Origin of the sequence: Candidatus Poriferisocius sp. (genome assembly GCF_965219815.1) — a bacterium.
Lineage (GTDB): Bacteria > Actinomycetota > Acidimicrobiia > Acidimicrobiales > Bin134 > Poriferisocius.
Window position 1 is genome coordinate 912,888 of record NZ_OZ244791.1, and the last position, 20,782, is coordinate 933,669.

The 20,782-nt window shown below is 66.0% G+C and carries 21 protein-coding genes; 17 read left to right on the forward strand and 4 right to left on the reverse strand.

The window, feature by feature from the left end; all coding sequences use genetic code 11:
- Positions 1–118: 118 nt before the first annotated feature.
- The 10 genes from ACOQPI_RS04415 to ACOQPI_RS04460 all read left to right on the forward strand — a co-directional run bounded on the left by ACOQPI_RS04415 (position 119) and on the right by ACOQPI_RS04460 (position 10,408).
- Positions 119–985 carry an FAD binding domain-containing protein gene (locus ACOQPI_RS04415; RefSeq protein WP_420618491.1) on the forward strand — a complete coding sequence of 289 codons (867 nt, stop codon included), beginning with the start codon at positions 119–121 and terminating at the stop codon, positions 983–985.
- Positions 978–1,457, forward strand: coding sequence for a (2Fe-2S)-binding protein (locus tag ACOQPI_RS04420; RefSeq protein WP_420618492.1), 480 nt, complete (start codon positions 978–980; stop codon positions 1,455–1,457). The genes ACOQPI_RS04415 and ACOQPI_RS04420 overlap by 8 nt, the downstream gene beginning before the upstream one ends.
- Entirely contained in the window at positions 1,454–3,829 is a 2,376-nt protein-coding gene (locus tag ACOQPI_RS04425; RefSeq protein ID WP_420618493.1) for a xanthine dehydrogenase family protein molybdopterin-binding subunit, read from the forward strand. The genes ACOQPI_RS04420 and ACOQPI_RS04425 overlap by 4 nt, the downstream gene beginning before the upstream one ends.
- Positions 3,826–5,289: a DUF2848 family protein gene (locus tag ACOQPI_RS04430; protein WP_420618494.1), complete on the forward strand. Its 1,464-nt coding sequence runs from the start codon at positions 3,826–3,828 to the stop codon at positions 5,287–5,289. Before ACOQPI_RS04425 ends, ACOQPI_RS04430 begins: the two co-directional genes overlap by 4 nt.
- 1 nt (position 5,290) lies before the next feature.
- Positions 5,291–5,632, forward strand: coding sequence for a cupin domain-containing protein (locus tag ACOQPI_RS04435; protein ID WP_420618495.1), 342 nt, complete (start codon positions 5,291–5,293; stop codon positions 5,630–5,632).
- Positions 5,633–5,651: 19 nt separating this feature from the next.
- The gene (locus tag ACOQPI_RS04440) at positions 5,652–6,512 is read left to right on the forward strand and encodes a branched-chain amino acid ABC transporter permease (protein WP_420618496.1); all 861 of its coding nucleotides are present in this window, start codon (positions 5,652–5,654) and stop codon (positions 6,510–6,512) included.
- Entirely contained in the window at positions 6,509–7,438 is a 930-nt protein-coding gene (locus tag ACOQPI_RS04445) for a branched-chain amino acid ABC transporter permease (protein WP_420618497.1), read from the forward strand. The genes ACOQPI_RS04440 and ACOQPI_RS04445 overlap by 4 nt, the downstream gene beginning before the upstream one ends.
- Positions 7,435–8,241 (forward strand): ABC transporter ATP-binding protein, encoded by an 807-nt coding sequence (locus ACOQPI_RS04450; RefSeq protein WP_420618498.1) that lies wholly within the window; start codon positions 7,435–7,437, stop codon positions 8,239–8,241. The genes ACOQPI_RS04445 and ACOQPI_RS04450 overlap by 4 nt, the downstream gene beginning before the upstream one ends.
- Complete coding sequence (locus ACOQPI_RS04455) at positions 8,231–8,980, forward strand: ABC transporter ATP-binding protein (protein ID WP_420618499.1); 750 nt, start codon at positions 8,231–8,233, stop codon at positions 8,978–8,980. The genes ACOQPI_RS04450 and ACOQPI_RS04455 overlap by 11 nt, the downstream gene beginning before the upstream one ends.
- A gap of 66 nt (positions 8,981–9,046) precedes the next feature.
- Positions 9,047–10,408, forward strand: a complete 1,362-nt coding sequence (locus ACOQPI_RS04460) for an ABC transporter substrate-binding protein (protein WP_420618500.1) — start codon at positions 9,047–9,049, stop codon at positions 10,406–10,408.
- A 281-nt stretch (positions 10,409–10,689) separates the two neighbouring features.
- Here the strand turns inward: ACOQPI_RS04460 and ACOQPI_RS04465 are convergent, their stop codons facing one another.
- Positions 10,690–11,556 (reverse strand): MurR/RpiR family transcriptional regulator, encoded by an 867-nt coding sequence (locus ACOQPI_RS04465; RefSeq protein WP_420618501.1) that lies wholly within the window; start codon positions 11,554–11,556, stop codon positions 10,690–10,692.
- 130 nt (positions 11,557–11,686) lie between these two features.
- Here ACOQPI_RS04465 and ACOQPI_RS04470 point away from each other — a divergent pair, with 130 nt between their 5' ends.
- The 7 genes from ACOQPI_RS04470 to ACOQPI_RS04500 are packed head-to-tail and all read left to right on the forward strand — an operon-like array spanning position 11,687 to position 17,704.
- Positions 11,687–13,126 (forward strand): KamA family radical SAM protein, encoded by a 1,440-nt coding sequence (locus ACOQPI_RS04470; RefSeq protein ID WP_420618502.1) that lies wholly within the window; start codon positions 11,687–11,689, stop codon positions 13,124–13,126.
- A 17-nt stretch (positions 13,127–13,143) separates the two neighbouring features.
- Positions 13,144–13,851 (forward strand): 3-oxoacid CoA-transferase subunit A, encoded by a 708-nt coding sequence (locus ACOQPI_RS04475; protein WP_420620983.1) that lies wholly within the window; start codon positions 13,144–13,146, stop codon positions 13,849–13,851.
- Positions 13,848–14,564, forward strand: a complete 717-nt coding sequence (locus ACOQPI_RS04480; RefSeq protein WP_420618503.1) for a 3-oxoacid CoA-transferase subunit B — start codon at positions 13,848–13,850, stop codon at positions 14,562–14,564. The genes ACOQPI_RS04475 and ACOQPI_RS04480 overlap by 4 nt, the downstream gene beginning before the upstream one ends.
- On the forward strand, positions 14,557–15,870 hold the full coding sequence (locus ACOQPI_RS04485) for an aspartate aminotransferase family protein (protein WP_420618504.1): 1,314 nt from the start codon (positions 14,557–14,559) through the stop codon (positions 15,868–15,870). The genes ACOQPI_RS04480 and ACOQPI_RS04485 overlap by 8 nt, the downstream gene beginning before the upstream one ends.
- Positions 15,871–15,921: 51 nt before the next feature.
- The gene (locus ACOQPI_RS04490) at positions 15,922–17,103 is read left to right on the forward strand and encodes a thiolase family protein (protein ID WP_420618505.1); all 1,182 of its coding nucleotides are present in this window, start codon (positions 15,922–15,924) and stop codon (positions 17,101–17,103) included.
- Positions 17,104–17,150: 47 nt separating this feature from the next.
- On the forward strand, positions 17,151–17,408 hold the full coding sequence (locus tag ACOQPI_RS04495) for a hypothetical protein (RefSeq protein WP_420618506.1): 258 nt from the start codon (positions 17,151–17,153) through the stop codon (positions 17,406–17,408).
- A gap of 5 nt (positions 17,409–17,413) precedes the next feature.
- On the forward strand, positions 17,414–17,704 hold the full coding sequence (locus ACOQPI_RS04500; protein ID WP_420618507.1) for a ribbon-helix-helix protein, CopG family: 291 nt from the start codon (positions 17,414–17,416) through the stop codon (positions 17,702–17,704).
- Positions 17,705–17,753: 49 nt separating this feature from the next.
- Here ACOQPI_RS04500 and ACOQPI_RS04505 read toward each other — a convergent pair whose 3' ends face one another.
- From ACOQPI_RS04505 to ACOQPI_RS04515, 3 genes are all read right to left on the reverse strand, one after another.
- Positions 17,754–18,809, reverse strand: coding sequence for an enoyl-CoA hydratase/isomerase family protein (locus tag ACOQPI_RS04505; protein WP_420618508.1), 1,056 nt, complete (start codon positions 18,807–18,809; stop codon positions 17,754–17,756).
- 33 nt (positions 18,810–18,842) lie between these two features.
- Positions 18,843–20,342: a class I adenylate-forming enzyme family protein gene (locus ACOQPI_RS04510; protein ID WP_420618509.1), complete on the reverse strand. Its 1,500-nt coding sequence runs from the start codon at positions 20,340–20,342 to the stop codon at positions 18,843–18,845.
- Positions 20,343–20,451: 109 nt separating this feature from the next.
- Positions 20,452–20,757 (reverse strand): hypothetical protein, encoded by a 306-nt coding sequence (locus tag ACOQPI_RS04515; RefSeq protein ID WP_420618510.1) that lies wholly within the window; start codon positions 20,755–20,757, stop codon positions 20,452–20,454.
- Positions 20,758–20,782: the final 25 nt, after the last annotated feature.

Below are 20,782 nucleotides of genomic sequence, written 5' to 3' on the forward strand. Positions count from 1 at the left end.
ATCTGTGGTTGACTGCCTGAACTGGCGGGCTTGGTCGCTGGCCCTTCCCCTTCGGGGCTGGCCCCATGCCTGCTAGGACGATCAGCAGGCCCGGGGGGCGCATGGAAATGCGAACAGCATGAAGCCGCCGAAGTTCAGGTATCACGCACCGTCCTCGCAGGCGGAGGCACTGGACCTGCTCAACGCCTACGGCGACGAAGCCGTCGTCCTCTCGGGCGGGCAGAGCCTGATCCCCATGCTGAATCTAAGGCTGGCCCGCCCCGCCGAGGTTATTGACTTGGGCTCTGTAGGAGGGCTGGACTCGATTGTCACCGAGCCCGACGCAGTGTCGGTGGGTGCTCGCGTGACGCATCGGCAAATGGAGGCCGATCCCGACATCGCTCGGCACCTGCCGATGGCACGCGACGCCGCGGGCTTCATCGGCTTTAGGGCGATACGCAACCGGGGCACAGTCGGAGGAAGTGTCGCCCACGCCGACCCGTCGGCTGAGTGGCCGGTTGTGCTCTTGGCGTTGGACGGGTCGGTCGAGCTGCGGTCGAAGTCCGGGGCCCGGTGTTTGGGTGGCGACGACTTCTTTCAGACGGTGTTCACAACTGGCCGGCGGGCTGACGAGCTCGTAGTCAGTGTCCGGTTCGCCTCGCGATTCGCTGACAACTGGGGATTCTCGGAGTTCCAGCGCCGCACCGGCGACTTTGCGGTTGTGGTGGCCGCGGTCGCCTGCTCTACTGGCTCTGGCGGAATCGGTGAGGCGAGGGTCGCGCTTGCTGGCGTAGCGGACCGGCCGGTGCGGTGTCCCGAGGCCGAGGAAGCCCTGATCGCCACTGAAGACCCGCAGGCGGTCGCGGAGGTGGCTCGCGACGCGTTCGACCCGGTCGGTGACTCACACGGATCCACCTCGCACCGCAAGCAGCTGGTATACGCCCAGGTGCTCCGGGCTGCTGGCCAGGCCCTGGCTCGCCGCGATAGGGGGCGGCCAGATGGTTGAGATCGCCGTGGAGGTGAATGGGCGGGCCGAGACCGCCGAGGTCGACGGGCGGATGCTGCTGTCGGATTTCCTGCGGGGCATGCTCGGTTTGACCGGCACGCACGTCGGATGCGAGCACGGCTACTGCGGGTCTTGCACAGTGCTCGTCGACGGCGCATCCGCCCGGTCATGCCTCATGCTCGCAGCCCAGGCCAATGGGTCGTCGGTGCGCACGGTGGAGGGATTGGCCGATGGGGAGGAGTTGAGCTCCATCCAGCAGGCGTTCAAAGACTGCCACGGCCTCCAATGCGGGTTCTGCACCCCCGGGCTATTGATGACCGTCACTGAGATTGCCGCCGAGGTGGCCTCCACGCCTTCCCGCCACCAGATTAGAGAGCAGCTGGCCGGCAATCTCTGCCGCTGCACTGGCTACCACCAAATCGTCGACGCCGTCGAACAAGCCCTCGAACAAGCCACGGGAGGCGGAAGATGAGCGGCCTGTCGCCCCGGCTGTTCGGTGCTCGTGTTCCGAGGGTGGAGGACGACCGTCTGCTCAAAGGGCAGGGCCGGTTCGTGGCCGATGTCGACTTCCCCGGCACTCTGTCCGCCAAGTTCGTCCGCTCCGACGAAGCGTCCTCCGACATTTGCGACTTCGACGTCAAAGAGGCACTCGCTTGCGAAAAAGTGCGGGCGGTGTTTACCGGCGACGATTTCGCCGGTGCGGAGATCCGCTGCGTGTCCGCCTACGAGGGGTTTCAGCCGTCCGCGCAACCCATACTGGCCGTGGGCCGAACCCGGTACGCCGGGGAGGCGATGGCCATGGTCGTAGCCGACGACGAATATGCCGCCGAAGACGCCGCCGAGCACGTCATGTTTGCCTACCGCCCATTGGAACCGGTCGCCGGGCTCGACGACGTGCTCGGAGAAGACCGGGAGCCGGTCCACTCTGGGTGGGTCGGCCACGCGTTCGTGCGCCGCTCAATGGCGACCGACGGGTTCGAGGAGGCGGCCGGGTCCGCCGCGCACCAGGTGACCGTCGAGCTTCGCAACGCCCGCCACGGGGCGATCCCGATGGAAGGGCGAGCGTGCGTCGCCCGCTACGACCAGGGCTCCGGGCTGTTCGAACTTTGGACCACCACCCAGATCCCACACCTGATTCGCGCCGGCCTCTCCGACGCCCTCGGGGTGGCAGAGAGCCGCATAAGGGTGATCTCCCCCGACGTGGGCGGTGGATTCGGCGTCAAAGCGCAGCTGTACCCCGAGGAGGTCGCCTGCTGTTTGGCTGCCCGTGAGCTGGGCCGACCGGTGAAATGGGTGGAGGACCGGCGCGAGCACTTCTTTGCGTCCCATCACTCCCGTGAGCACCGCCACCGGGTGACTGGCTACTTCAACGACGGTGGGATCCTCTTGGCGCTCGAGGCCGACATCGCAGTCGACATGGGCGCCTACTCGGTGTTCCCGTGGACGTCGACCATGGACTGCGGGATGGCCATGGGCATCCTCCCCGGCCCCTATCGGGTCGCGGAGTACTCGGTGACCGGAACAGCCTATTGCACCAACAAGGCCCCATACGGGGCGTACCGGGGCGTGGCCCGTCCCGCAGCGTGCTTTTCCATCGAGCGGCTCATGGACAGAATCGCCAGGCACCGGGGCGCTGATCGGACCGAGATACGGCGCCGCAACCTCATCGGCCCAGACGACTACCCCTGGCATTCCGCGTCCGGGTTGGTTTACGACTCCGGGTCGTTGCCCGAATCGCTAGACAAAGCCCTTGAAGTTGGCGGCCACAACCGGCTGCTCGCCGATCAAGCAGCGGCCAGGGCCGAAGGGCGCCTGTTCGGGATCGGGCTGGCGGTGTTTACCGAGCAGACCGCTCACACCACCCGCGAGTTCCAGCAGCGGGGTGTGCCGATCGTGTTTGGGTACGAGACGGCCAAAGTCCGACTAGATGCAACAGGTACAGCGGTCGTGTCCGCGTCGATCCACGATCACGGCCAAGGGCTGGAGACCACTCTCGCCCAGATAGCCGCCGACCGGCTCGGCCTGAGCATCGAGGACATCAGGGTGGAGTACGGCGACACCGACCAGGTGGCCTATGGGGCTGGCACATTCGCGAGCCGCTCCGCGGTGCTCGCTGGCGGGGCAGTCGTCAAAGCAGTCGACGCGGTGGCCGAAACGCTCCGCCAGGTAGCCGCTCACCGCTTCGAGGCGTCGCCCGCCGACATCGTGATCGGCCAGGGCTGCCTCTCGGTGTCGGGGTCGCCCGGCGCGTCCATTGAGATCGCCGAGCTCTGCCGGCTCGTATACCAGCGCCCCGAGTCCCTCCCTCGTGGGGTTGAGCCGATCCTGGAGGCGTCGCGTACATACGACGCCGACCCCGGCACCGGGGTGTACACCAACGCCGCGCACCTGGCCTCCGTCGAAATCGACCCGCTTACCGGCAAAACGATGGTTCTGTCCTACGCGATCGCCGAGGACTGCGGGCCGATGATCAACCCGACCATTGTCGAGGGACAGATCTTCGGCGGCGTCGCCCAAGGAATCGGCACCGCCCTGTTCGAGGAGTTCGTCTACGACGACGAGGCCCGCCTGTTGACCACCACCTTCTCGGACTACCTCATCCCCACCATGACCGACATACCCGACTTCGACGTAGCCCACCTTGAGACCCCATCTCCGCACACCATCGGCGGCCTCAAAGGCATGGGAGAGGGCGGCGCGATCGCACCCGGCGCGGCTATCGCCGCAGCCGTCGAAGACGCTCTATCAGCCGTCGGCGACGTGTTCGTCGACCAACTGCCCCTCACCCCCGAACGGGTGCTCGCCTGGCTCAACCAGGCCCGAATACAAGGAGACGGCCAATGACCTCGGTGACGCTCATACAGCTGCCGGCCGCGGTGCAGACGGGAGACGGCCCAGACCTGATCGGAATGGCCGAAGAGCAGATCCGTGCTGTTGCCGAATCCGACCTGATCATCCTCCCGGAAGTGTGGTATCCCGGCTACTTCTCGTTCGACGGTTATTCCACTGCGTCAGACATGACCCCGAAGCTGCTCGAGCGGCTCGCCGGACTCGCTGCCGAGACCGGGAGTTGCCTGCACGCCGGGTCACTCATCGAAGCCGACGGCGACCGTCTCTACAACACTTCGGTCCTGTTCGGCCCCGACGGCGGCGAGCTGGGTCGATACCGCAAGATTCACCTGTTCGGCTACGGCAGCAAAGAACAGGAATACCTCACCGCGGGCACCGACATGGTGGTAGCCGATACACCGCTGGGTCGCCTCGGCCTCGCTGTGTGCTACGACTTGCGGTTCCCCGAGCTGTTCCGTCGCATGACCGAGATGGGTGCCGTCGGCTTTCTGGTCGCGTCGGCGTGGCCCTATCCGAGGGTGGAGGCTTGGTCGACGCTGCTGAGGGCGCGGGCCATCGAGAACCAGGCGTTCGTGGTCGCTTGCAACGGCGTTGGGCAGACCGGATACCAGACGGCGCTGTGCGGCCGTTCCGCGGTGATTGACCCGTGGGGCACCACCCTCGTATCCCTCGGCGACGACCCTGGCACCGCCACCGCCCAAATCGACCTGCAAGGGCCCGCCGACGCCCGGAATCGGTTCCCGGCTCTCGCCGACCGCCGCCTGCTGGGCGAGCCCGGCAGCGATTTGGTGTTCCGCACCGACGAAGGCACCCCGCTCCGGTTCTCCGCCAAGCGGCTGATCCTTGCCGGCTACTCCGCCAGAGACACCGCCTCGGTGGATGCGTACATCGCGAAGCTGGAAGAGGAGGGCATCGCGCCGCCCGATGAGGTGCCCTCGTACTTCGTGCTCGGCGCCGACCGGCTCACCACCGATACCGAAATCGAGGTGGCAACGGCTTCATCGTGCGGCGAGGTCGAATACGCCCTCCTGGTCGCCGATAGCGAGGTGTGGGTCGCGGCGGCGTCAGACCACACCGACCGGGCCCTCGAAACCGTGGACATGGCCGCCTCCAAGCAGAGCTGCGCCAAAGTGCTCTCCGCTGACGTGTGGCGGCTCAGCGACCTTGAGGACCACTGGGACGATCTCATGTTCAGAGCGTGGACCCCGGTCGGTTCGCAGAACACCTATCAGGCCGGCCCGGTCGCCGCCCTCAAACCCCCGGAGGAACTGCTGCGCCTAGTTGAGGACCGCTTCGGTGGGCCGATGGCCGGCACGGTGATCCTGTCCGGCACCATCCCTGCGAGAGGCGAGTTCGAGTTCCACCCCTCTTTCACCGCGCAGCTGCGCGACCCGGTCACCGCCCGCTCCCTGACCGCCTCGTATTCCGTAATCAACGTCTTGGAGGACAATTGACATGGGAAAGCAAGAATTTGAGTTCTTCGACCCCGACCTGATCCCCTGGGAACCCGAAGCCGGTATCGAAGGGCTCTACAGCAAAACCCTCTCGAGAGACCCGGACAGTGGGTCGTACACCAGGCTCTTGAAGTTCCTGCCCGGCACGGACACGTCGGCGGCCGGGGTGCAGCGCCACGACTTCTGGGAAGAGCTCTGGTTGGTCGAGGGTGCCATTCACGACCTGACGCTGGACCAGACGTTCACCGCCGGAATGTACGCCTGCCGCCCGCCCGGCATGGCGCACGGACCGTGGGTCAGCCCCGGTGGGGCCATCACGTTCGAAGTCCGCAACTACGACTAGTGCGAGACAGGTAGAGGCGATGCTGTTCCTGCAATACCTGACCGCCGGGGTCGTGACCGGATGTTTCCTCATCCTGGCCACGATCGGGTTCTCGCTGACCCGGCAGGTTGAGGGGTTCTTGAACATCGCCCACGCCGAGCTGCTCGGTATCGGAGCGTTCGCCACTTGGTGGCTCAACGCATCGCAGGGATGGCACATCCTCATCGCTGGCCCCGCAGCCGTCGTGTTCACCGCCCTCGTCGGGCTGGGGATTGCCCGCACGATCTACGACCCGATCCGCTCCCGCGGCCCCGCAGTGCTGCTGATCACCTCCACTGGCGTCGCGTTCGTCATCGGTGGCGCCATCGACGCGCTGGTCGGCACCGGCATCCGAACCCTCGACATCGGCCTCGCCACCAGCTACAAGCCGTTCGGCATCCGCATCACCGACTACCAGATCATCGTCGTCGCCCTCGCTGCGGCCGTGTCGGTGTCCTTGGCCCTGTTCCTCAACCGCACCCGCATCGGCCTCGCGATCCGAGGCAGAGCCGTCAACCCCGAACTGGCCGCGTCCCGAGGGGTGGACGTGGCCACCACCTCCAGGGTCACCTGGCTGCTGTCGTCGGGCCTGGCCGGGCTCGCCGGCGTGATGCTCGCGGTGATCGCCACTCTCACCACCGACCTGCCGTTCGCCCAGATACTCCAGATTCTCGCCGTCGCCATCCTCGCCGGCCTCGGATCGCTGTACACCGTCATTGCTTCAGGCCTGATCATCGGCATCGCCATGGATGTGTCTGTCTACTGGATCCCCGCTGGGTACCGGCCGCTGGTCGCGTTCTCCATCGTGATCATCGTGCTGCTCTTCCGCTCCGAGGGGCTCGCAGGCAGGAGAGCGGCATGAACTGGCCTCAACTGCTCATCACCGTCGCGACGATCGGGTCGATCTTCGGCGTCGTCACCCTGGCACTCAACCTCCAATACGCCCGAGGGGGGATGATCAACTTCGGAATCGTCGCGTACTTCGCGGTTGGCGCATACACCTACGCCATCATCACCCAGCCGCCTCCCAAAGGGCTCGACCAATACGCATTCGGCCTCGACTGGCCGTGGTGGGCCGGGTTCCTGCTGGCCGGTGTCGCCGCCCTTGGGTTTGCCGCGCTAACCGGCTGGCCGACGCTGCGGCTCAGAGGGGAGTACCTCGCGCTCACCACCTTCGCATTTGCCGAGGTGTTCCACTCATTCCTGCTGAACGAGCGGCGCATTGGCAACGGCACCGTCGGCCTGTCCAATGTGCATCGGCCGTTCGGCGACTGGGGGCCGATCGAGGAGAAGTACGTATTCGCCGCCGCCGCCGCCCTCCTCCTGATCGCAACCCTCGCAGCATTCCGACAGCTGCTTGCATCCCCCTACGGGCGGGCCCTCGACGCCATCCGCGACGACGAGGTCGCCGCCCAGTCGTCCGGCAAGCCGTCTGCGAACATGCGCCGCCAGGTGTTCTTGATCTCGGCGGTGCCCGTCGGACTCGCCGGCGCCGTGTACGCAATGTTCACCACCCTCGCGCAGCCGTCGCTATTCACCGCCGAAGTCACCTTCGTCGTGTGGATCGCGCTGGTGCTTGGCGGGGAGCGGTCGGTGTACGGAGCCATGCTCGGCGCGTTCGGCCTGGTGTTCTTCGAGGAAGTGGTGCGCGCCTTGCCGTTCGAGACGGTCCGCTCCGCGCAGATCGCCGCATCTGTCGAGCACATCATCACCGGCGTGTTGTTCATTGCAGTGCTCCGCTACCAGCCGTTTGACCGTATCCAGCGGAAAGTCAGGGTGAGCGCATGACCGGCCGCGACCACACCCGCGCCCCGACACAGTTGGGGCCGCTGCTGGAGGTGAATGGCGTGTCCAAGCGGTTCGCCGGCATCCAGGCGCTCGGTGGCAACGACGGGCTGAGCTTCCAGGTACACCGGGGCTCGTTCGTCGGGCTCATCGGCCCCAACGGGGCGGGCAAGTCCACCCTCTTCAACCTGCTGTCAGGGGTGCTGCCTGCCGACGCCGGCACGATCGTGTTCGAAGGTGACGACATCACCGCCGAAAGCTCCCATGAGAGGGCCGAGCACGGCATTGGCCGAACATTCCAGACACCCCGCACTTTCGAATCGCTGACGGTGATCGACAACGTAGTCGTAGGCGCGACCAGCCCTGGCGAGAGGCTCCGATCGGCGCTCGGCCGCAAATGGCGCCGCCACGAGGCTGGCCTCGTCGAGCAGGCCCGCGACATCCTGGGCCAAGTCGGGCTGGCCGATCGGGCCTCTGAGCCCGTCGGCGACTTGTCCGGCGGCGAGCTCCGGATGCTCGGAGTGGCCCGCCAGCTGATCCGCCGACCCACTCTGCTGCTGCTCGACGAGCCCACCGCTGGCGTACACCCCCTCCTCCAAGACCGGCTCGCCGACCTCCTCACAGGCCTCCACCGCCAGGGCATGACCCTGGTTGTCGTCGAACACAACCTCCACTTCCTGCTGGCAATCGCCGAGCACATCCTCGTTTTGACCCAAGGTCGACTCCTCGCCGAAGGGCCCCCATCGCACATCCGCGGCGATCCGGCCGTCATCTCCGCCTATTTGGGAGAAGACCATGCAGCTTGAAGCGGCCGGGCTGGTCTCGGGTTACAGCAAAGTCACAGTGCTCCACGGAGTGCACCTCAAGGTCTCTGCTGGCGAGATCGTAGTCGTGCTGGGCCCGAACGGGGCCGGCAAGACCACCCTCATGAAGACCATCGCCGGACATCTCCCCGCGACCGGCGGCACAGTCACGCTCGACGGTGACAACATCGCAGGGCTCGCCCCCCAGCAGATAGCCCGCCGAGGTGTCGGATACGTCCCCCAGGACCACAACGTGTTCCGCGAGCTCACCGTTCGCGACAACCTGCGGGTCGCATCGTTGGCATTCCCCGGCGCCGCTGCCCGCACCGACGCCGTTTTCGACCGGTTCCCCATCCTCGCCGACAGGGCCAACCAGCGGGCCTCCACCCTCTCAGGCGGGGAGCGGCAGACCCTCGCCGTGTCGTGTGCGCTGATCGCCGAGCCGAAAGCACTGCTGCTGGACGAGCCGACCGCCGGGCTCGCCCCCCTCTTTGTCGCCCACATGGTCGAATGGGTCAGCGAGCTCGCAGCCGCAGGCATGGCCGTCGTCTGGGTCGTCGAGCAGAGTCCGGAGAAAATCCTCGCCGCGTCTACCAGGGCGTGCCTGCTTGAAGGCGGGAGGAGCACCGCCGAGCTCGACAGCAGAGAACTGCTCGAACCGGGCCGTCTCCAAGAGCTGCTCCTCGAGGGCCGAGAAGAAGTCGAAAGACCTCCACCCAACAACCCGAAAAGAAGCAATTGACGTCAAGTCAGCTACCCAGAGAAAGGAAATGACGTGGAGTCAACCCCCACCAAGAGAGGAACCAAAATGAAACGGACAACGCCCAGATGGCTGCGGCTCGTCGCGGCCATGCTCGCGCTGGCTGTGATCGCAGCGGCGTGCGGCAACGACGACGACGGAGACGGCCCTGCCGCCCCCGCCGACCAAGCCGCGCCCGAAGCGACTGCCGCAGCCCCCGAAGCGACCGATGGGGCAACGGCCCCCGAGCCGACCGAGGCACCCGATGCGTCTGAAGGCGGGGAACCCGTTGATGAGCCCACCGAACGCGGCGAGGTCACCATCGGCGTGCTTGTGCCCCTCACTGGCGAGCTCGGCGAGTTTGGCAAGATCGTTGCCGACGCCATCGAGTTCGGCGTAGGGGAGATCAACGCGGCCGGCGGCACCGTGTGCGGCGACATCCGCACTGTTGTCGCAGACACCGGCGGCGACCCCGAGACCGGCATCAGAGAGGCGACGAACATGATCGAGAGCGAAGGTGCAATCGCTATCTTGGGACCGACGTCGGGGATCATGGTCGCTCTGGTCGACCTGGCCAAGCGGGAGGAAGTGGTCATCATGTCGCCCTACGCGGGGACGATCACCCTCAATGAGCTCGGCGGCGACTTTGTCTACCGGACTGTGTCGTCTGACCTCGGCGACGGTGCCGCTTCGGGCCTGTGGCTCTCCACCAGGGGCTACGGATCGGTCGCGTTCATGGTTCAGAACGAGGAATCCACCATCTCCCCGGCCGAGGTGGCCAGGACCGAAGTGGAGGAAGCCGGGATCGATATCACCGACTTCGTCGTCTACAACCCAGGCCAGCCGTCCTACCAGGCCGAACTGACCTCGGTGCTCGCTAGCGACCCCGACGCGATCTTCTTGGCCGGCGGCCAGGAATCTGGTGTCACCCTCATCAAAGAGGCAGTCGCCGGCGGGTTCGACGGCGAGTGGCTGTTCACCGCCGACCTGGCCGTGCCCGAGATCTTCGACGCCGTTGGCGCCGAACTGATCAATGACAAGGCCTTCGTCGAGTTCGCTGACGCCGACCCGTCCCTGCCCGAGTTCATCTCATTCGAGGAGCGGTATCCCGGCGCAGGAGCGCCGTTCGCGCCCAACTCATTCGACATGGTCACCTTGGTGGCCCTGTCCCTTGAGGCCAGCGGACAATGCGACGGAGCGGGCATCAACTCGGTCATCCGTGGTGTGTCCGACGGCGGCACCTCGGTGTCGACCTTTGCTGAGGGCCGCGACGCCCTCGCTTCCGGAGACGACATCAACTATGAAGGAGCCTCCGGGCCGCTCGTGTTCGATCCATCCGGAACCGTCTCTGGCGCTTACACCATCCAGCAGGCGCAGAACGGCGAATGGGTCAACGTCGAGTTCTACCCCGCTTCAACTTTCGTCGAATAGAGGCAACCAGGGTCCCCTCCCTGGGTAGCTGGGCGGGGGCTCGACCGGAAAGCGTGTCAACAGCGCCAAGCGGCGACACGCCAACCGGGCCGAGTCCCCCGCCCGGCCCCGGGCCTCGCAGACCGACATAGCGACCAGACCTCTGGCACGGCCAGCCCGCAAAACCCGAACGCCCACGATACAGATCACCCGCCGTCCAAGCCGACGCCGGCCATAAGGCAGGTTGTGCGCGCCCCTCTATCGCCAGCGACAATCAAGGGTCAACAAGGTTGAGGCGCGGGCTAGTCGGGGGGCAGGAAGGTGTCGGTTTCGGCCCAGAGCGCCTCCAAGCGGTCGATGCGTTGCTGGGCATCGTCTCGGGTGATGGTGGCGACTTCGGCGACTATGAGCTCTGCGACGACGACCGCGGGGACGGAGCTGTCGAATGGGCCGACGGCGGGGACCGACAGCTGGCAGAGCACGTCCGCCATGGCGGCCAGTGGGGACAGCGGGCTGTCGGTGACAGCGGCGATGGGAACACCGAGGTTGGCAAGTGCCCGGCTGGCAGCGACTGAGGAGCGGCGGTAGCGGTAGAAGTCGATGGCGATGCCTAAGTCGTTCGGCCCGGCACCCGCCAGGCTGCTTGCCGCCGATTGTTCGTCGAGCAGGTGTACCCGAGGGCGGATCATTGACAGGCCGCTGCGCAGCGCGTGGGCGCCGGCCTGAGAGGTCTCTCCGGACACGATCCACACCGCCTCCGCGGCTGCCGCACGCTCGGCGATGGCCTTGACCTCCCCGCGAAACGCAGACTCGGTGGCCGACTCGAAGGCGGCGGCAAGTTTGTCCAAGTCGGTCGACTGTCCGGAAGGGGCCCGGCGGATGCGGTCCCGGGGGCGGGTTAGGGCGTCCTCAACCCTCCGGCGGGCCACGTCTTGCAAAGCCGCGTAGCTGTCGAGCCCCAATTTGGTGGCGAAGCGGGCGATTGACGGGCGGCTGGTGCCGATGCGGTCGGCCAGGTCCGAGACTGTCCCAAAAGCCAGCAGCGTCGGCTCGGCAACCACTTCTTCGGCGATTCGCCGCTCGGTCGGGGTCAAATCCTCGCCAGCCCTGGCGACTAGCTCGGCCACCGTCATCGGCGGAGTGGGATCTGCGGCCGCCTCAGATGCCATGACAACCCCTTTCCGGCGTGCAATGAGATGTGCAATATAGTACAGTCACAGTAAAATACTGTTCACTAGTGAACACTAGCTGGTGAGCGGCCTGACAGAGAGACAATCCGAGCGGAGGTCAGAGCACACCATGGCAAAGGCAAAATACGAGCCGACCGAACGGGAGCGGCTGGTTCTCGACACGGTCGAGAACCCCCGATACGACCGCGAGATCCTCAACGGCCTCGACCCGTTCATAAGCGGCACCGCCCCTGAGGACATGCGCGGATTCTACAGCCCCTCGGAAATCGAGCGGCTGCTCCAGATCAAAGGCACCGACCGGGACATCGAATCCCGCATGCCGGTCAAGATCACCCGCCACTTCTTCGAGATGGCCAAAAACAGCCCCTCCCTCCAGAAACTAGTCAAGGCGTCGCCCGATGAGACACTCAACTTGGACGGCGCGGAGGATCCCGGCAACCAGATGGACTACAGCCCCGTCGAGGGTCTCATCCACAAGTACGAGATGGGCCTCCTATACGTGATCTCGACGTGCTCGGCGCACTGCCGGTTCTGCTACAGGGAAGAACTGATTGCCCGCAAGCCCGTTGAGCGCCACGACGGCACGGTCGAGAAGAAAGGCCTCGCCCAGGTACTCGAGGTAACCGACTACATACGAGCCCACAACGCCGCAGTCGCGGCCAACGGGGGTCGGCACCCCGAAACCGGCCGGGAAAAGCTCCGCGAGGTCCTCCTTTCGGGCGGCGACCCGATGGTTCTGCCCAACAGCAAGCTGGCTGCCTGGTTCACCGCCCTGGCCGAAGCAGGAGTGGAGGCTATCCGGCTCGGCACCAAAGAGCTGGCCTTCTACCCCGACCGATTCGACAGCGCATTCTTGGACATGATGGACCGCTTCCACGACACCTACCCCGATGTCGGTTTTCGGTTGATGACCCACTTCAATCACCCCGACGAGCTGCTGATCAAAGACCAAGACGGTAACTACATCGAGGACGGCAACGGCTTCCACGAGTGGAACCCCAGCACCCAGCGGGCCGTGGAAGCCGTCGTGTCCCGGGGGTGGATCAGCGTGGAGAACCAGTCGCCCATCATCAGAGGCGTAAACAACGACCCCGACGCGCTGCGAATCCTCCAGCGCACCCTGAAGCGGGTCGGTATCGAGAATCACTACTTCTTCTGTGGGCGCGACATCGTCGCCTACCGAGCGTTCAACGTGCCCATTGAGGACGCCTGGCAGATCCTCAACGAATCCCAGAAGGGACTGTCCGGGGTGGAAGCTCACGCCCGCCTGTCGATCACCCACTACAAAGGCAAGACCGAGGTGTCCGCCGTCACCGACCAGCCCGTCCCTGGCCTCCCGGGAGCTGAGAACGGGGTCGTCGTCTTCAAAATACTGCGCAGCGCCGCCGAAGCGCCCGACCGAGGGAAGGTGTGCATCGTGGGTCGCAACCCGAAGGCACTGTGGTTCGACGACTACGAAGACCGGGTGCTGTTCGACGAGGCTGGCCTCTTCGACTACAACCGCGTCAAGCCGGCCGCCGCCGACGAGCTGACCGCCATCCCGGCCTGAGCGAACGGGCCGGCGTGATCGACAAGCGGGTCGCCGACCCCGCCCAAGCCGTCGCCAGCATCGACGACGGGTCAACCGTCATGATCGGTGGGTTCGGCGAGGCGGGCAGCCCCATCGAGCTGATCCACGCCCTCATCGACCAGGGCGCCAGCGGGCTCACCGTCGTCAACAACAACACCGGCACCGGCGAAGTCGGACTCGCCGCCCTCATCAGAGCTGGGCGGGTGGCCAAGATGATCTGCTCCTACCCCCGCAGCGCCAACTCGCGGGCGTTCCCCGACCTGTACCGGGCTGGGCTCATCCAGCTCGAGCTGGTACCCCAGGGCACCCTCGCCGAAAGGATCCGAGCCGGCGGGGCCGGCATCCCCGCCTTCTACACCCCCACTGCCGTCGGCACGGAGCTCGAAACCGGCAAGGAACACCGCGACTTCGGCGGCCGCTCCTGCCTGCTAGAGCGCGCCCTCACCGCCGATTTCGCGCTCATCAAAGCCCGGCAGGCCGACTGGCACGGCAACCTCGTTTACAACAAGACCGCCCGTAACTTCTCCCCCTTGATGGCCACCGCGGCCGTGACCACCATCGTGCAGGCCGCCGCCGTTGACGCGCCAGGGACCATCGACCCGGAGACAGTCATTACCCCCGGCATCTACGTTGACCGAGTCGTTTGCATCCCCGACCCGGCCCACGAGTCGAGGCTCGTCGCCCAGGGGGCCACCTACCCATGAGCGCACCGGTGCCCATCAAGGGCCGCAGCAGGGACGAGATGGCCGCTCGGGCCGCTAAGGACATCCCTGACGGCACCTACGTCAACCTGGGCATCGGGATGCCCGAACTGGTTGCCCAGCACATCCCGGCGGACCGTGAAGTCATCCTCCACACCGAAAATGGGCTGCTCGGCATGGGCCCGCCCCCCATGGGCACGGCTGCGGACCCTGAGCTGATAAACGCCGGCAAGAAGCCGGTCACCGCCCTAGCGGGCGCGTCGTACTTTCACCACGGCGACAGCTTCTCCATGATCAGAGGCGGCCACCTCGACTTCTGCGTGCTCGGAGCGCTTGAGGTGGCGGCGAACGGAGACCTCGCCAACTGGTCCACTGGCGAGCGAAACTCCATTCCTGCCGTCGGAGGGGCAATGGACCTCGTTTCAGGCGTAAAGAACGTGTTCGTGATGACCGCTCACTGCACTCGCGACGGAACGCCCAAACTCGTTGAGTCCTGCTCATTCCCGATCACCGGGCGGGGAGCGGTCAGCCGCATCTACACCGACCTCGCCGTAATCGACATAGGAACCGAAGGGTTCGAGCTCGTCGAGCTAGCCCCCGGAATCAGCTTCGAAGACATCGCCGCCCGCACCGCCGCCCCCATCTGCGACAACCGGCCAACTCGGGAAACCGGACCGGCTCAGGCGGCACGCCCGCTGGGGAAAGCCCATGGGTGAGCCCGACGGCACTCCTATGTCCCGGTCCCTATACGAGCGGGCAGTGCAGGTAATGCCCGGCGGAGCCAGCCGCAACAGCGCCATCCGCGAGCCCCACCCCCTCTACGCGGCCCGAGCCGACGGGTGCCGCATCACCGATGTCGACGGCGCAGAGAGGATCGACTTCGCCAACAACATGGCCTCTCTCATCCACGGGCACGCTCACCCCGCCATCGTCTCCGCCGTCGCGGACCAACTCCAAAAAGGCACCGCGTCCACCCTCACCACCGAAGTCGAGGTGCGCTTCGCCGAGCATCTCTGCTCCCGCAACCCCAACTTTGCGAGGGTCCGATTCGTAAACTCCGGCACCGAGGCGGTCATGGGCGCGCTCAAAGCAGCTCGGGCCTTCACCGGGCGCCCCAAGATCGCCAAAGCCGAGGGGGCGTACCACGGCCTCTACGACTACGCCGAAGTCAGTCAGACCGCTCGACCCGACAACTGGGGCGACCCCGCCAGTCCGACATCGGTGCCCGTCGCCCACGGCACCCCCAAGCCCGTCCTTGACGACGTCGTCGTCATCCCCTACAACGACGCGGAACTAGCCGTCGCCATCCTCAACCGTCACGCCGACGAGATTGCCTGCGTCCTTTTGGACGTCATGCCCCACTGGGCTGGCCTGTGCCCGGCCACTCCCCAGTACGCCTCCGCCCTGCAACAATGGGCGGCCTCCAATGGCGCCCTCCTTGTCGCCGATGAAGTCATCACCTTCAGGAACTCCTACGGGGGCGCCCAGCAGCACTACAGCCTGACTCCCGATATCACCGCCATGGGCAAGATCATCGGCGGCGGTTTCCCAGTCGGAGCCATCGCCGGGCGGGCCGAGATCATGGAGATGATGAACCCCCTCGGCGACAGTTACCTGCTGCCCTACTCCGGCACTTTCTCCGCCAACCCGATCACCATGACCGCTGGGCTGACCGCCATGGAGCTCTACGACCAGGCTCAAATCGACCACGTCAACCGCCTCGCAGAACTCGCTGTAGGTGCCATCAACGACACCATCAGAACTTTGGGCGCTCCCGCCAGCGTCACCGGTGCCGGCTCCATGTTCAGAATCCACATGCGCGCCGACCCGCCCGCCAACCACCGCGAGACCTACACCGACCCCACCGCCGCCGAACGGCTTCGACAGTTCCATAACAAAATGCTCGACTGCGGGATTCTGCTCATCTACAGCGGCGCCGGGGCCATTTCAACCCCAATGGGCGAAGCAGAGATCGACCAGCTCGTCGCCGCCGTCGACAAATCCCTTGCCGATCTCAGATGAGCTGGCCTGAAACCTGCCGTCCGGCGTTGACACAGCGGAAAATCCGCGCCAATGCGTGACGTGTACATCGCCGATGCGGTCCGCACCCCGATCGGCAAGATCGGCGGTGCCCTCGCCGACATACGCCCCGACGACCTCGCTGCCTCTGCCATCGCCGGGCTGCTCGCCCGCAGCCCCATCCTCGACCCAACCCACATCGGCGACGTGTGCTTTGGCAACGGCAACGGCGCAGGCGAAGAGAACCGCAACGTCGCCCGTATGGCGCTGCTGCTTGCCGGCGTACCACCCGCCGTCTCTGGCGTTACTTTGAACCGGCTTTGCGGATCAGGGCTCGAAGCTGCCGCAGTGGCGAGTCGGGAGGTCGCTGTCGGCGACGCCGATATCTGCATTGCCGGTGGCGTCGAATCCATGAGCCGCGCCCCGTGGGTCGTCCCCAAACCGGAACGGCCCTACGAACGCGGCCACCAACAGATGCACTCCACCACCCTCGGCTGGAGGCTCGTCAATCCCCGCCACCCACCAGAATGGACGATATCCCTCGGCGAGGGTGCCGAGGTCTTGGCCGACCAATACAGCATCACACGCCAGGAACAAGACCAGTTCGCCTTCGACAGCCACCAACAGGCGCACCAAGCCTGGACTGCCGGGAAATTCGACGCAGAAACCGTCCCAGTCAACGGGGCTGGCGTCGTCCCCGACGAATCTGTCCGCCCCGATACCAGCATTGAGGCACTTGCCGGGCTAGAGCCCGCCTTCCGCCGAGAGGGGACGGTCACTGCTGGCAATTCGTCGCCGATGAACGACGGCGCAGCTGCCGTTCTCTTGGCCTCCGACGCCGGGATGCAGCGCATTGGCCGGGAGCCGCTCGCCCGTATCGCGGCCCGAGCCGTGTCCGGTGTTGAGCCCCAACTGTTCGGAATCGGACCCGTTGAGGCTGCCGAGATCGCCCTCCAGCGGGCCGGCATCGGCTGGGGCGACCTGTCCGCGGTCGAGCTCAATGAGGCGTTTGCAGCCCAAGCTCTCGCCTGTATGCGCCTATGGCCTGACCTCGACCCGACCATCGTCAATCCAAATGGCGGGTCGATCGCCATCGGACATCCCATTGGCGCGTCCGGAGCTCGGATCCTCGCCACCCTCACCCACGAGTTGCACCGCAGCCGAGGCCGCTACGGTATGGCCGCCATGTGCATCGGTGTCGGCCAAGGCATTGCCGTCGTCATCGAAGCCCAATAGGGGAACTGCGGTTGAAATTCTCCTTTTTCGTATTACAATAATGGTGTGTGGAGATTCACAGGTCGGCGCGCAAGCATGGCTATAGCGATCAGGCGATATCTCATGCCGTTGACAACGCGATCGTCGTCGTCGACTTGCAGCCTGAGGCCGACCCTCCCAGGGTTCTGGGCATCGGCCCTGATTTTTCAGGGAATTTGCTGGAGGTGATCTGGCTGGAACTCAGTGCTGGGAGGCAGCTCGTGATCCACGCAATGGCGCTGCGACCACTGTTCTTCAAACTCTTGCTTCCCCTACCCGAGGAATAATGACCATGGCTAAATCGAAGACCTACCACACAGATAGCGGACGGGCGCTCACCGACGACGACATCGAACGCATCGCTGCTGAAGTCGAGATGGCCGACTACGACATCGAAGAACTTCGTGCTCGACGCCGGGGACGCCCTTCATTGAGCTCGGATCCTTCAGAAGTTGTGACCGTGCGGATCGACTCCGAGTTGCGGGCCGCTCTTGCGGAACGGGCGGAGAAAGATGGAACAACGGTGAGCAGTGTCCACCGGGAGGCCCTTCGCCAATTCCTTGAAGTCTCGAAGACCGCATAGCGCGACGCGCAAGGAGTTGGGAACTGGCGCCGGAGAGCCGCTGCTCTAGCTAGCCCTCGATGCGGTCGATGAGGCCCCAGGCAAGGGCGGTGGTGGCGTTTATCTCGGTGTTGGTGAGGGCGAAGTAGCAGAGGCGCTGGCGGCCGATGCGGCGGGCGATGCTGACGGTGCCGCCCGCGCCGGGCACCAGGCCCATGGCCACTTCGGGCAGGCGGAAGGTGGTGTCGGGGTGGGCGGACACGTCGTGGGCGTAGGCGGGCAGCTCCACGCCCGCCCCCACGCAGGTGCCGTGAACGATGGCCCGGGTCTTGGCCGCCAGCCGGTCGATCCAGAAGGCGGCGCTGCGCACCGAGCGGACGCGATGGGCGGTGCCCGGGTCGGGGGTGGTGCCGAACTCCGCCAGGTCGCCACCGGAGCAAAACGTGGGCCCGGCGCCGTCGAGCACGATTCCGTCCAGGCTGGGGTCGGCCCACGCGGCCCGGAGCATCTCGACCAGGCCGTCGCGCATTTCGGCGCTGAAGGCGTTGTGGCGTTCGGGCCGGTTGAGGGTGAGCCGCAGGGTGGACCCGGTGCGCTCGGCCCGCACTGCGGGCTCGGGGTTGTTGGGAACCAGCCGAGTGGGCTGGCTGGCCAGCCACCCCTGGAATTGGGGGCCGGACTGGAGGGTGGAGTAGGCCAGCGACTCGGCCACCAGACCGTCGGCGGTGGTTCGGTTGTCGCTCAGGCGCAGAAGTTGCACTAGAGCCACCGCGGCGGCTGGCGATGCGGTGGCCGCGGTGGCGATCGGGCCGATCTCGTCGATGGGAACGGCGAGCGGCGCGGGGAGGTCGCTGGGGGCCAGCACGATGTCGAAGGCGGCGCAGTGCTCGGACAGCTTCGAAGCGTCCGCGAGGTCGAAGTCGGCAGGCACGACGGCGGCCATCACCGCCGGGGTGCCCTTGACCAGATCGGCCGTCTCTTCGTCAGGCCATTGGGAGATGTCGGCAGCGGTGAGCTCAACGAGCATCACTGGGCAGTCAGCCAGACCCAAGTCCTCCCCCGCATAGGGGTGGGACAGGAGTTCGAGGGCCTCAGCCAGGCCCGTGGTCTGGATTGGCGCAGCCATTACTGAGTGACCGCAGACTATCGCGGGAGCGAATCAGCGGCTTTCGGCGAGCTCTTCGCGAAGGATCCGGCGCAGGAGTTTGCCGGTTTCGTTGTAGGGAAGTTCGTCGCGCAGCTCGATGCGGTCGGGGGTACGTGACGACCTCATCTGGGACTTCACGAACTCTTGGAGCTCGGCGATGTCCACCGTCTGTCCCTTGCCCGGCACCACCACGGCGGCCACCGCCTCCCCCCATTGCTCGTCCGGGATCCCAACCGCAGCGGCGTCGGCTACCGACGGGTGGCTCAACAGCACGTCTTCGATCTCGCCGGGAGAGATGTTCTCGCCGCCCCTCACGATGATGTCGTCGATGCGGCCCTCCACGAACAGGTAGCCGTCGGCATCCAGCGAGCCTCCGTCGTTGGTGGGGAACCAGCCGTCGGTGGTCACCCGGGAGTTTCGTCCCAGGTACTCGCCCGACACCTGCTCGCCCCGCACCCAGATCTCGCCAGACGTGCCGGTGGGAACCGGGTTGCCCTCCTCGTCGCGGATGTCCACCTCGATGGCGGGCAGCGGCTGTCCGGCCGAGCCCAGCCGGGCCCGCACCCCCGGATCGTCGGAGCGATGGGCCTCCCGGTGCTCCTCGGGGCCGAGCACCGCCACAGTAGAGCTGGTCTCGGTGAGGCCGTAGGCGTTCACGAAGTTGGCCTCGGGCAGCACGTCGAGGGCCCGGGCGATGACCGGTGCGGGCATCTTGCCGCCGCCATAAGAAAGTGCCCGGAGCGTGGGGAGCCCGCCGCCGACGTCTTCCAGGTGGTCCACGATGCGGGCCAGCATGGTGGGCACCACCATGGCGTGGGTGACCCCCTCGTCCCGCACCAGGTTTACCCAGTCGGCGGGGTCGAAGTTGGGCAGTTGCACGATGCGGCGTCCGGCGTACACCGAGCTCAAGATCGCGGCCATGCCGGCCACGTGGTAGGGCGGCACCGACACCAGGGTGGCCTCGTCCTCGGCCGCCCCCATGAACTCCACCGAGCCGATGATGTACGACACCAGATGCCGGTGGCGCAGTACCGCGGCCTTGGGGGCGCCGGTTGTGCCGCTGGTGTAGAGGAGGATGGCGATTTCCTCGGGGTCCACATTCCAATCGCTGTCGGGCGCGGTTCCTTCGGCCCACTGGGCCAAGAAGTCAGGGCGGACGACGGCCCTCACGCCGTCGAGGTCGCCTATGGCGGCCACCGCGTCGTCGTTGCACACCGTGACCGACGGAGCCACCTCGGAGGCCAGGTGGCGCAGCTCTGGCACGGTCAGGCGATAGTTGAGGGGGACGAACGGCACCCCGGCCCAGGCCGAGCCGAACAGGGCGATGGGCAGGGCCTCGCTGCTCACGTCCACCATGCTCACCCGGTCGATTCCCGCTTCGCGGAAGCGCACGGCAGTGGCCCCGGCCCGCTGGAAGAGCTGCTCGTAGGTGATACCCCGCCCTTGGGATCCGACCGCGGTGCGGTCGCCGAACCCGCTGGACGCCATCTCCAACAGCATCATCAGGTTCATGGGCCTAAGGTGCCTTCTCGAGCCGAAAACTCGTGTCGTGCATCAAGACGCCCATGGGGGTGATGTCTTCATCCCGACTGACGATCCTGCTAGCGGCGCTTTGCCCCGACTAGTCGGAGGCGGGGAGGGGCTTGGCCTCTTTCAGGCCGAGGGCAGTGCCTCCCAGCGCCAAAGAGCCGTCTCCCGGTTTGGTGCACAAAACCTCGAGGGACTCGTCTTCATTCACATAGCGCTTGCCCAGAGCGGTGCCATCGGCAGCACCGGCGGCAACCTCGCCGTTTCGCTCCGCGTCGGCCGGATCGGCCATCGGCGCGCCGCCACAAGTGATGTCCACGTCGCCGCTCGGTGCTTTGACCACGATGAGCTCGGTATCACATACCGAGCTCTTGAGGCGGCTACCCGGTTTCAGGTCCATCCCTACCTCCCGAAAGATGTCCACC

Coding starts and splice junctions, on each gene's coding strand:
- ACOQPI_RS04415 (WP_420618491.1), top strand. CDS start 119: ATGAAGCCGCCGAAGTTCAGGTATCACGCACCGTCCTCGCAGGCGGAG.
- ACOQPI_RS04420 (WP_420618492.1), top strand. CDS start 978: ATGGTTGAGATCGCCGTGGAGGTGAATGGGCGGGCCGAGACCGCCGAG.
- ACOQPI_RS04425 (WP_420618493.1), top strand. CDS start 1,454: ATGAGCGGCCTGTCGCCCCGGCTGTTCGGTGCTCGTGTTCCGAGGGTG.
- ACOQPI_RS04430 (WP_420618494.1), top strand. CDS start 3,826: ATGACCTCGGTGACGCTCATACAGCTGCCGGCCGCGGTGCAGACGGGA.
- ACOQPI_RS04435 (WP_420618495.1), top strand. CDS start 5,291: ATGGGAAAGCAAGAATTTGAGTTCTTCGACCCCGACCTGATCCCCTGG.
- ACOQPI_RS04440 (WP_420618496.1), top strand. CDS start 5,652: ATGCTGTTCCTGCAATACCTGACCGCCGGGGTCGTGACCGGATGTTTC.
- ACOQPI_RS04445 (WP_420618497.1), top strand. CDS start 6,509: ATGAACTGGCCTCAACTGCTCATCACCGTCGCGACGATCGGGTCGATC.
- ACOQPI_RS04450 (WP_420618498.1), top strand. CDS start 7,435: ATGACCGGCCGCGACCACACCCGCGCCCCGACACAGTTGGGGCCGCTG.
- ACOQPI_RS04455 (WP_420618499.1), top strand. CDS start 8,231: ATGCAGCTTGAAGCGGCCGGGCTGGTCTCGGGTTACAGCAAAGTCACA.
- ACOQPI_RS04460 (WP_420618500.1), top strand. CDS start 9,047: ATGAAACGGACAACGCCCAGATGGCTGCGGCTCGTCGCGGCCATGCTC.
- ACOQPI_RS04465 (WP_420618501.1), bottom strand. CDS start 11,556: ATGGCATCTGAGGCGGCCGCAGATCCCACTCCGCCGATGACGGTGGCC.
- ACOQPI_RS04470 (WP_420618502.1), top strand. CDS start 11,687: ATGGCAAAGGCAAAATACGAGCCGACCGAACGGGAGCGGCTGGTTCTC.
- ACOQPI_RS04480 (WP_420618503.1), top strand. CDS start 13,848: ATGAGCGCACCGGTGCCCATCAAGGGCCGCAGCAGGGACGAGATGGCC.
- ACOQPI_RS04485 (WP_420618504.1), top strand. CDS start 14,557: ATGGGTGAGCCCGACGGCACTCCTATGTCCCGGTCCCTATACGAGCGG.
- ACOQPI_RS04490 (WP_420618505.1), top strand. CDS start 15,922: ATGCGTGACGTGTACATCGCCGATGCGGTCCGCACCCCGATCGGCAAG.
- ACOQPI_RS04500 (WP_420618507.1), top strand. CDS start 17,414: ATGGCTAAATCGAAGACCTACCACACAGATAGCGGACGGGCGCTCACC.
- ACOQPI_RS04505 (WP_420618508.1), bottom strand. CDS start 18,809: ATGGCTGCGCCAATCCAGACCACGGGCCTGGCTGAGGCCCTCGAACTC.
- ACOQPI_RS04510 (WP_420618509.1), bottom strand. CDS start 20,342: ATGAACCTGATGATGCTGTTGGAGATGGCGTCCAGCGGGTTCGGCGAC.
- ACOQPI_RS04515 (WP_420618510.1), bottom strand. CDS start 20,757: ATGGACCTGAAACCGGGTAGCCGCCTCAAGAGCTCGGTATGTGATACC.